Raw genomic sequence first — 13126 nt, forward strand, 5'->3', positions numbered from 1 at the left:
CAACGAAGGACCCAGATATGAGCACCACGCTCGATTCCACTGTGAACGCACCGCTCGCCAACACGGCAAACCGTATGGATCACCTCGACTGGCTCGAAGCCGAGTCGATTCACATCCTGCGCGAACTGGTCGCCGAATGCAGCAAGCCCGCGCTGCTGTTTTCGGGCGGCAAGGATTCGGTCGTGGTGCTGCACCTCGCGCTGAAGGCCTTCGGCATTGGCGCGAATCGCAAGACCGTGCTGCCGTTCCCGCTCGTGCATATCGACACCGGCCACAACTACGAGGAAGTGATCGATTTCCGCGATCGTCGCGCGAAAGAGATTGGCGCTGAACTCGTGGTGGGCCACGTGGAAGATTCGATCAAGCGCGGCACGGTGCGTCTGCGTCGTGAACTGGATTCGCGCAACGCGGCGCAAGCCGTGACGCTGCTCGAAACCATCGAACAGTACGGCTACACCGCGCTGATCGGCGGCGCGCGCCGCGACGAAGAAAAGGCCCGTGCGAAAGAACGGATCTTCTCGTTCCGCGACGAATTCGGCCAATGGGATCCGAAGGCACAGCGCCCGGAACTGTGGAGCCTGTATAACGCGCGTCTGCATAACGGAGAACATCTGCGCGTGTTCCCGATTTCGAACTGGACCGAACTCGACGTGTGGCAGTACATCGCTCGCGAACAGCTCGAACTGCCGTCGATCTACTACGCGCATCAACGCGAGATCGTGCGCCGTAATGGCCTGCTGGTGCCGGTTACGCCGCTCACGCCGATGCGTGAAGGCGAAGTCAGTGAAACCGCGCTGGTGCGCTTCCGTACCGTCGGCGACATTAGCTGCACCTGCCCGGTGGAAAGCGATGCGGACGATCTCGAGAAGATCATCGCCGAAACGGCCGTGACCGAAATCACGGAACGCGGCGCGACGCGGATGGACGATCAGGTCTCCGAAGCCGCGATGGAACAGCGTAAGAAGCAAGGTTATTTCTAAGCACACGGACGAGGGTAAAGCAATCATGAGCGGTATTCACCAACCAGAAGACCTCGGCGTGCTGCGTTTCATTACCGCGGGTAGCGTCGACGATGGCAAGAGCACGTTGATCGGCCGCCTGCTGTACGACAGCAAGGCTGTGCTTTCAGACCAGCTCTCGGCACTGTCGCGCGCGAAGAATAAGCGTACCGTTGGCGACGAAATCGATCTGTCGCTGCTGACGGACGGCCTCGAAGCCGAACGCGAGCAAGGCATCACGATCGATGTCGCGTACCGTTACTTCGCGACTGCGAAGCGCAAGTTCATCATCGCCGACACGCCGGGCCACGAGCAGTACACGCGCAACATGGTGACGGGCGCGTCGACCGCCCATGCGGCGATTATTCTCGTCGACGCGACGCGTGTGACGTTTGTGGATGGCGTGGCGCAACTGCTGCCGCAAACCAAGCGTCATAGCGCGATCGTCAAGTTGCTGGGGTTGCAGCACGCGATCGTCGCCATCAACAAGATGGACCTGGTCGATTACAGCGAGCAGCGTTTCAACGAGATTCGCGACGCGTATGTCGAACTCGCGCGTCAACTGGGTTTGAGCGACGTGCGTTTCGTGCCGGTTTCGGCGCTCAAGGGCGACAACATCGTGACGGCGAGCGAAAGCATGCCTTGGTACGCGGGCGAGCCGTTGCTGGACCTGCTCGAAGCGTTGCCGGTCGAAGTGCCGACGGGCCAGGCGCTGCGTTTCCCGGTGCAATGGGTGGCGCGTCAGGACGGCAGCCAGGCCGACGATTTCCGCGGCTACATGGGCCGTGTCGAAGCCGGCGAAGTGAAGCTCGGCGATACGATTGTCGTGTTGCCGGCCAATCGCGAAGCGACGGTTGCGGAAATCATCGCGCCGGTGCCGGGCGGCACGGCTGCGGTGGACCGCGCGTTCGCCGGGCAAACGGTGACGATTCGTCTCGCGGAAGACGTCGACGTATCGCGCGGCGACACCTTCGTGTTGCGTGAAGCGGCGCCGGAGCCGGCGAAGAAGCTGGAAGCCGATCTGTGCTGGTTCGATGACACGCCGCTGTCGACGCAACGCAAGTATCTGTTGAAGCAGACCACCAATACGGTGTTCGCGCGGATCGGTGCGATCAAGGAAGTGCTGGACGTGCATACGCTGTCGCAGGCGACCGATCGCAAGGATCTGACGATGAACGATATCGGCCGCGTGGCGCTGACGTTGCAGAAGCCGCTGGTGTGCGATGTGTATGACTCGCATCAGGGCACGGGTGCGTTCGTGCTGATCGATGAGGCGACGCATCATACCGTTGCGGCTGGGATGATTCGGGCGTTTTCGGCTTAAGCGGGCGAGGGCGCATGGCGACGCAATTCTGCGTGGCTCGCGCCCCAACCAACAGGTTGATTCAAATGGGTAAGGTTTATCTGATCGGCGCGGGGCCCGGCGCTGCGGACCTGATTACGGTACGCGGCGCGCGCCTGCTCGGCACCGCCGACGTGGTATTGCACGACGCGCTGGTCGAAGCGGCCATGCTCGATTACGCGCCTGCGCATGCGCGGCGGATTGCGGTGGGTAAGCGCTGCGGGCAATTGTCGACAGCCCAGCAGTTCATCAACAAGCAGATCGTCGACGCCGCTTTGGAGCACGACGTGGTGGTGCGCCTGAAGGGCGGCGACCCGATGCTGTTCGGCCGCGCCGACGAAGAAATGCGGGCGCTGGAAGCGGCCGGCATCGACTATGAAGTGGTGCCTGGAATCACCGCTGCGCTGGCGAGCGCGGCGTCGTTGAAGCGCTCGTTGACGCTGCGGGGTGTATCGCGCAGTGTTGCACTGGCCACGTTCAGCCGTGCGCCGGGCTCCGACGAGATTCGTGAACAGGTGAACGCGGACTCGCTCGTGTTTTACATGGGCCGCGATAGCGGCGTCGAGATCGCGCAGCAGTTGATCGATGCCGGCAAGCCTGTTGCCACGCCGGTGGCGATTGTCGAAGCTTGCAGCACCGAGCGCGAGCGCATGCTGACGCTCACACTCGAAGAACTCGCAGCCGGCGACGCGCAGCGCTGGGTCGATGCATCGCAGCCGAGCCTGCTGATGATTGGGGAGGCTTTTGCTGCGCGGCAGGTCGAGGTTGTTCGCTCCGCGGATGGGTTGTTGGTCGCGGCTTGAGGTTTTTGGTTGTTGCTGTGTATGTTGTTTGTTGTGCGCTTTGGGATGTTCGCATTTCTTTTGGGCACGTGAGAGCGCACGCGACCATGTCCCGCCGCGCGCCCGCGCGATTGCCTGTGTCTTCGACATCGTCAGCATGCCCCACTTCCGCCCACACTCAGGGCACCGACAACGTATGACATGCACTGACGAGAGCACATCCGCATGCTGCGTGATGTCCCTCGAGCGCAACGGGCTTGTCGTCGACCATCAATGATTCGTCACCTTCGACGATCGGATTGACGCCATGCTCCGGGCACGCCACCAGGTCACCCTTGCGCGCGATCGCCTTGCCGTCAACGACGTCGACCTGTGATCCTGTGATCACTTTTCCACCGCGGGTCGTGGTGTCGCCCACTACGATTACCTGTCTTGCCATTGCGTTTTCCTCTTCTCTAGCGGTTCGATCACAGTGCGACATTCGTCACGCCGGGGACCGCGCCGTCAATGTTCGGACTACCGAGGTAGGTCCACGTGACATCATGACGATCAATTGCCAGAGCCCGCTCACGTGGATCGGGGAAAGGCTGTCCTTGATCAACAAACGCCTGCTGGGTCCACGTGTTATAGAGAAACGCCTGCGGATGCGCAACGGCAACGCGGCCTTCCCAGATGCCCTGCTGCGGGCATCGCTGGTGTCCGGCGCATTGACTTATTGGCGTACTGGCGGATATTTCCCGAAGCCAGCCAGCACTGACCATATGCGCGAGGATCATTTCGCGCGATGGTGGAAGCTGACGGGCTTCGCCCAGGTAGTGCCATTGCATCGTCTCGTGCGACAGGCTGGTCATCGTCGCGGGTTCGAACCGCTCGCCGGCCTGATAGTGTTCCGGCCGTCCGCTACGGGCAGGTGTGAGCTGCGCCCTGGGCGTTCCTGGGGCATCGAATAGCGCCAGCCAGTAGCCGGTTTCGGGTACCCGCTGGCCGCCGTGAACCGAGTAGGCGCTTTCGGCAAGCGGCATTACGCTATGCCCCTCCGGCATCTGTTCGCGGCCCTGCAGCGCTGCATGTGATGCGGATTTGGGCTTTGCGGGCGGAATGACGGTCTTGGCCGCATCGATCAGCGTCTGCTTATTGCCGTCCCACTTCGGCAGTGGCGCGGGCGGCAGTGGCAATACCTTGTCAAGGTTAGGTAGCTTGAGGCGGCCTTGGTAATGTTCCAGCGCATTGCCGATCTGGCTATAGCGCTCGGCGCGGGCTTTGTCGATGCGGCCGATCAAGTTGGTGCCACTTGCCAGTCCCAACCCGTCGAACTCGCTAAATAGGGAGTTCGCACACTCGGCACTGCCAAGCTTGACGCCTTCGTGTAAAACCCTAAGTGCACGGAATTTAGCTTCGGAAGTGTTCGGGCGTGCGTAGATCAGACCCAACTTGTCCGCCGCATCCCCGTACCCTTGCGCCAACGCACATTCCAGCATTTGCCTACCGATAGGCAGGTTGCCCCAGAATTCGCCCTCCGGATCGTCGTAAGTACCAGCTATTTTGTAGCCGAGGAAGGTCATTGCAGACGGACTGCCCATGTCCGCCGCGCGCTGGAAAAACGCATAGGCGCTGGTTGCATCACCGCCCCTGATCATACCGTTCTGATGGTATGTACCCATCATGTCGTAGGCATCCGGCACGCCGAGTTGCATCGCCTTCTCAACCCAGCGGATCGCAACCTCCGGATCGTGTTCCGGTACCGCGTAATCCGACAGGATCAGCGAGGCGAGATTGAGCATGGACTTCCAGTGATTGCGTTGCGCGGCCTGCTGGTAGAGCTGGTAAATCTTCGGATAGTCGCGATCCTTGTAATAGATGTCTGGGTTGTCCAGCACGAGTGCCTGCTGGAACCAAAGTTCCGCCTGTGGATCAACAGGCGGCACGTGCTGGTCCTGATGAAGGCAGGTGAACAGCTTGCGATGTGGATTAAACAGTGGCAGCTTTTCGTAACGCGGCAGGTCGGACATGGCGGTAGTCAGCTTGCTGGTCAAGGAAGTCAGTCTCCCGGCCTGCACAGAAGAGGTGGTCAGGAACAGGACGACGAAGACAATGCGGCAAAGGATGGTTGTGCACTTCATGGATGTCTCGTTCAAGCTAGCTCAGGCAGCCTCGGTTTGACGCCATACTCCGGGCACGCCGCCAGGTCACCCTTGCGCGCGATCGCCTTGCCATTGCTTTCTTCTCTTCTCCAGCGGTTCGATCACAGAGCGATATTCGTTACGCCCGGCACCGCGCCGTCAACGTTCGGACTACCGAGGTAGGTCCACAGCACATCATGGCGATCGACGTCGAGAGACCTGTCGCGCGGATCGGGGAAAGGCTGTCCTTGATCAACAAACGCCTGCTGGGTCCACGTGTTATAGAGAAACGCCTGGGGATGCGCACCGGCAACGCGGCCTTCCCAGATGCCCTCCTGCGGGCATCGCTGGTGTCCGGCGCATTGACGTATGGCGGTACTGGCGGATATTTCCCGCAGCCAGCCAGCACTGACCATGTGCGCGAGGATCATTTCGCGTGATGGTGGAAGCTGACGGGCTTCGCCCAGGTAATGCCATTGCATCGTCTCGTGCGACAGGCTGGTCATCGTCGCGGGTTCGAACCGCTCGCCGGCCTGGTAGTGTTCCGGCCGTCCGCTACGGGCCGATGTGAGCTGCGCCCTGGGCGTTCCTGGGGCATCGAACAGCGCCAGCCAGTAGCCGGTTTCGGGGACGCCCCGGCCTTCCCTGACTGCATAAGGACTCTCGGCGAGCGACGGGACACCGTAGCCATCCGGGATATGTTCGCGTCCCTGCAACATTGCGTTTGACGTTGTTCTGAGCTTTGCAGACGGAATGACAGCCTTGGCCGCATCGATCAGCGTCTGCTTGTTACCGTCCCACTTAGGCAGTGGTGCGGGAGGGAGCGGCAGCACCTTGTCCAAATTCGGCAGTCTGAGGCGGGTTCCATAATGCTCAAGTGCATCTCCGAGTACACGATATCGTTGCGAACGAGCCTGATCAACGTGTCCAACGAGGCTCTTTTCGTTCGACAAATTAAACCCGTCGAATTCGACGGACAAATTTTTGGCGCTTTTGGCGCTCCCCAATTTCACTCCTTCGTGAAATGTCTTCAACGCCAGCGCTTTTGCTTCCGGCGTGTAGCCACTTAGCTGCAAGTACCCAAGTTCATAGGCTGCATCCCCGTAACCCTGCGCCATCGCACACTTCAGCATCTCAATTGCAATTGACCTGTTTCCCCAGAAGTCCCCGTCGGGGTCATCATAGGTTCCCCCCAGTTTGTCCCCCAGAAACGTCATTGCAGACGGGCTGCCCATGTCCGCCGCGCGCTGGAAAAACGCATAGGCGCTGGTTGCATCACCGCCCCTGATCATACCGTTCTGATGGTATGTACCCATCATGTCGTAGGCATCCGGCACGCCGAGTTGCATCGCCTTCTCGACCCAGCGGATCGCAACCTCCGGATCGTGTTCCGGTACCGCGTAGTCCGACAGGATCAGCGAGGCGAGATTGAGCATGGACTTCCAGTGATTGCGCTGCGCGGCCTGCTGGTAGAGCTGGTAAATCTTCGGATAGTCGCGATCCTTGTAATAGATGTCTGGGTTGTCCAGCACGAGTGCCTGCTGGAACCACAGTTCCGCCTGCGGATCAACAGGCGGCACGTGCTGGCCCTGATGAAGGCAGGTGAACAGCTTGCGATGCGGATTAAACAGTGGCAGTTTTTCGTAACGCGGCAGGTCGGACATGGCGGTAGTCAGCTTGCTGGTCAAGGATGTCAATGGTCCGGCCTGAGCACCGGTGGTGAATAGAAACAGGGCGATGAAAACAATGCGGCAGAGGATGGTTGTGAACCTCATAGATGTCTCGTTCAAGCTAGCGCAGTGCTGTCAGATGACGGAACCGTCACTGACGCATGCATCGTTGAGGTAGCGCGATGATCCTCAAACTCCAACAAGAAGCCCTGCATGCTTTGATTGTTCTTCCTTGTCTGCGCATTGTCTTTCATTAACTTTTCCCATTTGTCAAAGACCTTCGGCATCTCAAGTCGATCTCCAGATCCGTTTGTCCGTCCGCCTGAATGCAGTTCAAAAACCCGTCCGCGCAGATCCGCGGCCCAGACCTGCCCGGTCGCCGCAATGTTGATCTCACTGTCCACCGACATGCTGCGCTGGTTCAGATTCGCGCTGCCGAGCGTCACGAACACATCGTCGATGAGCATCAGCTTCGAGTGGATATAGATCTCGCGATAAGCCATCTGGTTACCGATCACCCCACTAGTGCGCAGCCGGGCGACGCTCACTTTCAGGCCCAGCGTGTCCTGCAACTGCTTCAGGCTCGGACGGTCCAGCACCTTGTTGCCTTTCTTGCCCTTGTGCGCATCCGTGTAATCCTGGTCGAGCTTGCCCTTGTCGACGTGTGTTGCCTGTTCCGGCATTGACGTGCTTGCACCCAGTTCGGTCAGCATGTCGAATGTACGCGGCACCATACCGTCGTCTTCGGGGTGTGGAATCACGATAAACAGATGCAGCACCGGCACATCCGTCATAGGTTTGTCCGGCAGTCTCGCCCAGGCGTCGCAGAACTTTCCGCGTTCCCTTTTCAGGTGACGGGCAAACTCCGGATAGAAAAAATACTGGTTCTCGATGTAGATATAGTTGCGGGCAAAGCTGGTTGCCTGGAAGTAGAGTTCCTTGATGCTCTTGTCCAGTTCGTGCGGCTGAGTGCGTACGATCTGCACCCCATGTGCGGGATTCTTTGGCAAGACAGGAACCTTGGGCGGCAATTCCGTCAGTTCTCTCGTTTGCAGCGCGGCGGGAGCGAACAGGTTCCAGCCCCGCTCGAAATTCTCGTGCAGTCGTTTCAGCGCTGGTCCGACGACGCGACAGGCGTAATCCTGATATGGCTTGGTGTGCCCGTAGGCTGTCTTTCTGAGTGGTCCTTTCGGATCCTGCGTAGTCCGCTCATGGGTGAGTTCTACATCGACGTTACCGGCTGACCACGTTTCTCGCAACGGATCGTCGATCTCGTGTGCTGTCCGGTCCCAGAAATCCGTCACGGAATTTAGTCCCATGACGTAACCTACCGCCTTGCTGCCACCGTCATGTGCATAGTCGATCAGGACCGGTTTCTGGTGGTGGGTAGGATAATTTTCGAGCAGGCCGGTTTCATCGATCGGGTTGCCCGATTCGTAGGCAGGCTGATCCTCCTCTTTCGGCGCCGCTGCCAGCATCGCCTTGACATCGCCGGCAGCGATGCCGCGCAGAACAACCTGAAGGCGCGGATTCGAGCCTGCACCGCTTCGGCCACCAGGCAGGTGGCGCGCCCACCAATCAGCGCAGTACTTGTGGCGTTCGGGGTTGGCATACGGCGGCGATTGCCGGACGTGATTCGCAACGGCACTCCAACTTTGGTCCACGTCGCTGTAACCAGGCATGTTGTTCTGCCTGGCTGAGCCTCGCGCGTCGTACCAGATCAGTAGTCGCACCGTTACCGGATTGTCCTTTCGTGTCGTGACGGCCTCCAGCAGGCGGCCGTACCTCACGCCCCGTGGCCAGGCATTACCTTTTTTTATTTCATTGCCGAGGTCTGGGTCGAATCTTCGGCACATTGGACCACGCGTCAACTCCATGCCCGGATCGAAACCCCAGCAGACAACATCGACGGTGGATCTGGCATCCCAGATGTCCTTCGCAATCTCCGCAAAACCTTCCTCGCCGCAGACCATGAAATGCAGCCTGTTTCCGTAAGTGATGGGCATCTCCTCGCGGTTCTCGAGAAGCCATTGCACCGATCCGTTCCCCTTGCGACCCGCTTCATCGATCGCTACATCGATGGGGTTCTGCGTCTTGAGGTGTTTAGTCATGTGGTTATCCTTATCGATCAGTCGTACCGTAGCCTGAGCGGATCATCAGGCCACCCGTTCGCACCGGTTCGAACGCGTGGCCCTCTTGTCCAGCCATTCGATCACAGTGCGATATTCGTCACGCCCGGCACCGCGCCGTCAACGTTCGGACTACCGAGGTAGGTCCACGTGACATCATGACGATCAATTGCCAGAGCCCGCTCACGTGGATCGGGGAAAGACTGTCCTTGATCAACAAAGGCCTGCTGGGTCCACGTGTTATAGAGAAACGCCTGCGGATGCGCACCGGCAATGCGGCCTTCCCAGATGCCCTGCTGCGGGCATCGCTGGTGTCCGGCGCATTGACTTATTGGCGTACTGGCGGATATTTCCCGCAGCCAGCCAGCACTGACCATATGCGCGAGGATCATTTCGCGCGATGGTGGAAGCTGACGGGCTTCGCCCAGGTAGTGCCATTGCATCGTCTCGTGCGACAGGCTGGTCATCGTCGCGGGTTCGAACCGCTCGCCGGCCTGGTAGTGTTCCGGCCGTCCGCTACGGGCAGGTGTGAGCTGCGCCCTGGGCGTTCCTGGGGCATCGAACAGCGCCAGCCAGTAGCCGGTTTCGGGTACCCGCTGGTCGCCGTGAACCGTGTAGAGGCTTTCGGCAAGCGGCATTACGCTATGACCCTCCGGCATCTGCTCGCGGCCCTGCAGCGCTGCATGTGATGCGGATTTGGGTTTCGGGGGCGGTGCGACGGTCTTGGCGGCATCGATCAGCGTCTGCTTGTTGCCGTCCCACTTCGGCAGCGGTGCGGGCGGCAGTGGCAATACCTTGTCAAGGTTAGGTAACTTGAGGCGGCCTTGGTAATGTTCCAGCGCATTGCCGATCTGGCTATAGCGCTCGGCGCGGGCTTTGTCAGCTTGATCTACAAGGCTGGTGCCATCACTAAGATATGTGCCTCGAAATTCGACTGCTAGCTTGCTCGCACATTCTGCGCAGCCAAGCTTAATCCCCTCTTGCAGAACTGTTCGCGCCCGGATTTTTTCTGCGACTGAATATTCGCCGGCGTACAGAAAACCCAACCTATAGGCCGCGAGGCCATAGCTTTGCGCAAAGGCACACTCCAGCATCTGAGTGCCAATTGTCCGGTTACCCCAGAATTCTCCATTTGGATCATCGTAAGTGCCGGCGATCTTGTAGCCAATGAACGTCTGCGCCGATGGACTGCCCATGTCCGCAGCGCGCTGGAAAAACGCATAGGCGCTGGTTGCATCACCGCCCCTGATCGTGCCGTTCTGGTGGTACGTGCCCATCATGTCGTACGCGTCGGGTACACCCAGTTGCATCGCCTTTTCCACCCAGCGAACCGCAACCTCTGGATCATGCTCCGGCACGGCGTAATCCGACAGGACCAGCGAGGCAATATTGAGCATAGCCTTCCAGTGGTTGCGCTGGGCGGCCTGCTGGTAGAGCTGGTAAATCTTCGGATAGTCGCGATCCTCGTAGTAGATATCCGGATTGTCCAGCGCCAGCGCCTGCTGGAACCACAATTCAGCCTGCGGATCAACACGCTGCACATGCTGGTCCTGATAGACGCAGGTAAAATTCGTGCGATGCGGATTGAAAAGTGGGAGCTTTTCGTAGCGTGGCAGATCAGACATGGCGGCAGTCAGTTTGTTGGCTATTAAATTGGTCGGTACTGCTTGCACGTCGACGGCAATCAGATGGAAGCCGACGAAGAGAATAATGGTCAGGCGGTTCATGACATCCATGATCCTTTCCCTTCAAACCGTAGCAGTGTCGATGACTGACGGAACCGTCACCGAAGCATGCATGGTCGAAGTAGCACGGTGGTCTTCGAATGGCAGCAGGAAACCTTGCATAACCTTCTTGTCCATCATTGATTTGGCGTTCTTGTTCATTACATCTGTCCACGTTTCAAATACATCCGGTGTCTTGTTCCGCTCTCCCGAACCGCTCACTCTTCCATTTGAATGCAGTTCAAAAACCCGCTCGCGCAGATCCGCGGCCCAGACCTGCCCGGTCGCCGCAATGTTGATCTCACTGTCCACAGACATGCTGCGCTGGTTCAGATTCGCGCTGCCGAGCGTCACGAACACATCGTCGATCAGCATCAGCTTTGAGTGGATATAGATCTCGCGATAAGCCATCTGGTTACCGATCACCCCACTAGTGCGCAGTCGGGCGACGCTCACTTTCAGACCCAGCGTGTCCTGCAACTGCTTCAGGCTCGGACGGTCCAGCACCTTGTTGCCTTTCTTGCCCTTGTGCGCATCCGTGTAATCCTGGTCGAGCTTGCCCTTGTCGACGTGTGTTGCCTGTTCCGGCATTGACGTGCTTGCACCCAGTTCGGTCAGCATGTCGAATGTACGCGGCACCATACCGTCGTCTTCGGGGTGTGGAATCACGATAAACAGATGCAGCACCGGCACATCCGTCATAGGTTTGTCCGGCAGTCTCGCCCAGGCGTCGCAGAACTTTCTGCGTTCCCTTTTCAGGTGACGGGCAAACTCCGGATAGAAAAAATACTGGTTCTCGATGTAGATATAGTTGCGGGCAAAGCTGGTTGCCTGGAAGTAGAGTTCCTTGATGCTCTTGTCCAGTTCGTGCGGCTGAGTGCGTACGATCTGCACCCCATGTGCGGGATTCTTTGGCAAGACAGGAACCTTGGGCGGCAATTCCGTCAGTTCTCTCGTTTGCAGCGCGGCGGGAGCGAACAGGTTCCAGCCCCGCTCGAAATTCTCGTGCAGTCGTTTCAGCGCTGGTCCGACGACGCGACAGGCGTAATCCTGATATGGCTTGGTGTGCCCGTAGGCTGTCTTTCTGAGTGGTCCTTTCGGATCCTGCGTAGTCCGCTCATGGGTGAGTTCTACATCGACGTTACCGGCTGACCACGTTTCTCGCAACGGATCGTCGATCTCGTGTGCTGTCCGGTCCCAGAAATCCGTCACGGAATTTAGTCCCATGACGTAACCTACCGCCTTGCTGCCACCGTCATGTGCATAGTCGATCAGGACCGGTTTCTGGTGGTGGGTAGGATAATTTTCGAGCAGGCCGGTTTCATCGATCGGGTTGCCCGATTCGTAGGCAGGCTGATCCTCCTCTTTCGGCGCCGCTGCCAGCATCGCCTTGACATCGCCGGCAGCGATGCCGCGCAGAACAACCTGAAGGCGCGGATTCGAGCCTGCACCGCTTCGGCCACCAGGCAGGTGGCGCGCCCACCAATCAGCGCAGTACTTGTGGCGTTCGGGGTTGGCATACGGCGGCGATTGCCGGACGTGATTCGCAACGGCACTCCAACTTTGGTCCACGTCGCTGTAACCAGGCATGTTGTTCTGCCTGGCTGAGCCTCGCGCGTCGTACCAGATCAGTAGTCGCACCGTTACCGGATTGTCCTTTCGTGTCGTGACGGCCTCCAGCAGGCGGCCGTACCTCACGCCCCGTGGCCAGGCATTACCTTTTTTTATTTCATTGCCGAGGTCTGGGTCGAATCTTCGGCACATTGGACCACGCGTCAACTCCATGCCCGGATCGAAACCCCAGCAGACAACATCGACGGTGGATCTGGCATCCCAGATGTCCTTCGCAATCTCCGCAAAACCTTCCTCGCCGCAGACCATGAAATGCAGCCTGTTTCCGTAAGTGATGGGCATCTCCTCGCGGTTCTCGAGAAGCCATTGCACCGATCCGTTCCCCTTGCGACCCGCTTCATCGATCGCTACATCGATGGGGTTCTGCGTCTTGAGGTGTTTAGTCATGTGGTTATCCTTATCGATCAGTCGTACCGTAGCCTGAGCGGATCATCAGGCCACCCGTTCGCACCGGTTCGAACGCGTGGCCCTCTTGTCCAGCCATTCGATCACAGTGCGATATTCGTCACGCCCGGCACCGCGCCGTCAACGTTCGGACTACCGAGGTAGGTCCACGTGACATCATGACGATCAATTGCCAGAGCCCGCTCACGTGGATCGGGGAAAGACTGTCCTTGATCAACAAAGGCCTGCTGGGTCCACGTGTTATAGAGAAACGCCTGCGGATGCGCACCGGCAATGCGGCCTTCCCAGATGCCCTGCTGCGGGCATCGCTGGTGTCCGGCGCAT

At 59.0% G+C, this 13126-nt stretch carries 7 protein-coding genes and 2 pseudogenes; 3 read left to right on the top strand and 6 right to left on the bottom strand.

Annotated elements, in window-relative coordinates:
• Positions 1 to 17 precede the first annotated feature (17 nt).
• The 3 genes from cysD to cobA all read left to right on the top strand — a co-directional run bounded on the left by cysD (position 18) and on the right by cobA (position 3143).
• The gene (gene cysD, locus B0G80_RS20550; protein WP_106279842.1) at positions 18 to 980 is read left to right on the top strand and encodes a sulfate adenylyltransferase subunit CysD; all 963 of its coding nucleotides are present in this window, start codon (positions 18 to 20) and stop codon (positions 978 to 980) included.
• Positions 981 to 1005: 25 nt separating this feature from the next.
• Positions 1006 to 2322, top strand: a complete 1317-nt coding sequence (locus B0G80_RS20555; RefSeq protein WP_116119209.1) for a sulfate adenylyltransferase subunit 1 — start codon at positions 1006 to 1008, stop codon at positions 2320 to 2322.
• Positions 2323 to 2387: 65 nt separating this feature from the next.
• A complete protein-coding gene (cobA, locus tag B0G80_RS20560; protein ID WP_116119210.1) occupies positions 2388 to 3143 on the top strand; it encodes a uroporphyrinogen-III C-methyltransferase in 756 nt (251 codons plus the stop codon).
• Between the two features lie 157 nt (positions 3144 to 3300).
• On the opposite strand, the gene B0G80_RS20565 is transcribed toward cobA, so the two are convergent.
• The 6 genes and pseudogenes from B0G80_RS20565 to B0G80_RS20590 all read right to left on the bottom strand — a co-directional run bounded on the left by B0G80_RS20565 (position 3301) and on the right by B0G80_RS20590 (position 12784).
• On the bottom strand, positions 3301 to 3561 hold the full coding sequence (locus tag B0G80_RS20565) for a PAAR domain-containing protein (RefSeq protein WP_116119211.1): 261 nt from the start codon (positions 3559 to 3561) through the stop codon (positions 3301 to 3303).
• Between the two features lie 28 nt (positions 3562 to 3589).
• A complete protein-coding gene (locus B0G80_RS20570) occupies positions 3590 to 5242 on the bottom strand; it encodes a sel1 repeat family protein (RefSeq protein ID WP_258878929.1) in 1653 nt (550 codons plus the stop codon).
• Between the two features lie 782 nt (positions 5243 to 6024).
• Positions 6025 to 7017 (bottom strand): annotated as a pseudogene (locus tag B0G80_RS48090) (tetratricopeptide repeat protein); the annotation flags it as partial.
• Positions 7018 to 7028: 11 nt separating this feature from the next.
• Positions 7029 to 9023, bottom strand: coding sequence for a phospholipase D-like domain-containing protein (locus B0G80_RS20580; RefSeq protein WP_116119213.1), 1995 nt, complete (start codon positions 9021 to 9023; stop codon positions 7029 to 7031).
• Positions 9024 to 9733: 710 nt separating this feature from the next.
• Positions 9734 to 10777 (bottom strand): annotated as a pseudogene (locus B0G80_RS48095) (DUF6396 domain-containing protein); the annotation flags it as partial.
• 12 nt (positions 10778 to 10789) lie between these two features.
• Positions 10790 to 12784 (bottom strand): phospholipase D-like domain-containing protein, encoded by a 1995-nt coding sequence (locus B0G80_RS20590; RefSeq protein ID WP_116119214.1) that lies wholly within the window; start codon positions 12782 to 12784, stop codon positions 10790 to 10792.
• Positions 12785 to 13126 lie beyond the last annotated feature (342 nt).

It is taken from the genome of Paraburkholderia sp. BL6669N2 (assembly GCF_003387275.1).
GTDB lineage: Bacteria > Pseudomonadota > Gammaproteobacteria > Burkholderiales > Burkholderiaceae > Paraburkholderia.

What these genes read in the sequence shown, in the direction of transcription:
- cysD (WP_106279842.1), top strand. Translation starts at nt 18, where the DNA reads ATGAGCACCACGCTCGATTCCACTGTGAACGCACCGCTCGCCAACACG.
- B0G80_RS20555 (WP_116119209.1), top strand. Translation starts at nt 1,006, where the DNA reads ATGAGCGGTATTCACCAACCAGAAGACCTCGGCGTGCTGCGTTTCATT.
- cobA (WP_116119210.1), top strand. Translation starts at nt 2,388, where the DNA reads ATGGGTAAGGTTTATCTGATCGGCGCGGGGCCCGGCGCTGCGGACCTG.
- B0G80_RS20565 (WP_116119211.1), bottom strand. Translation starts at nt 3,561, where the DNA reads ATGGCAAGACAGGTAATCGTAGTGGGCGACACCACGACCCGCGGTGGA.
- B0G80_RS20570 (WP_258878929.1), bottom strand. Translation starts at nt 5,242, where the DNA reads ATGAAGTGCACAACCATCCTTTGCCGCATTGTCTTCGTCGTCCTGTTC.
- B0G80_RS20580 (WP_116119213.1), bottom strand. Translation starts at nt 9,023, where the DNA reads ATGACTAAACACCTCAAGACGCAGAACCCCATCGATGTAGCGATCGAT.
- B0G80_RS20590 (WP_116119214.1), bottom strand. Translation starts at nt 12,784, where the DNA reads ATGACTAAACACCTCAAGACGCAGAACCCCATCGATGTAGCGATCGAT.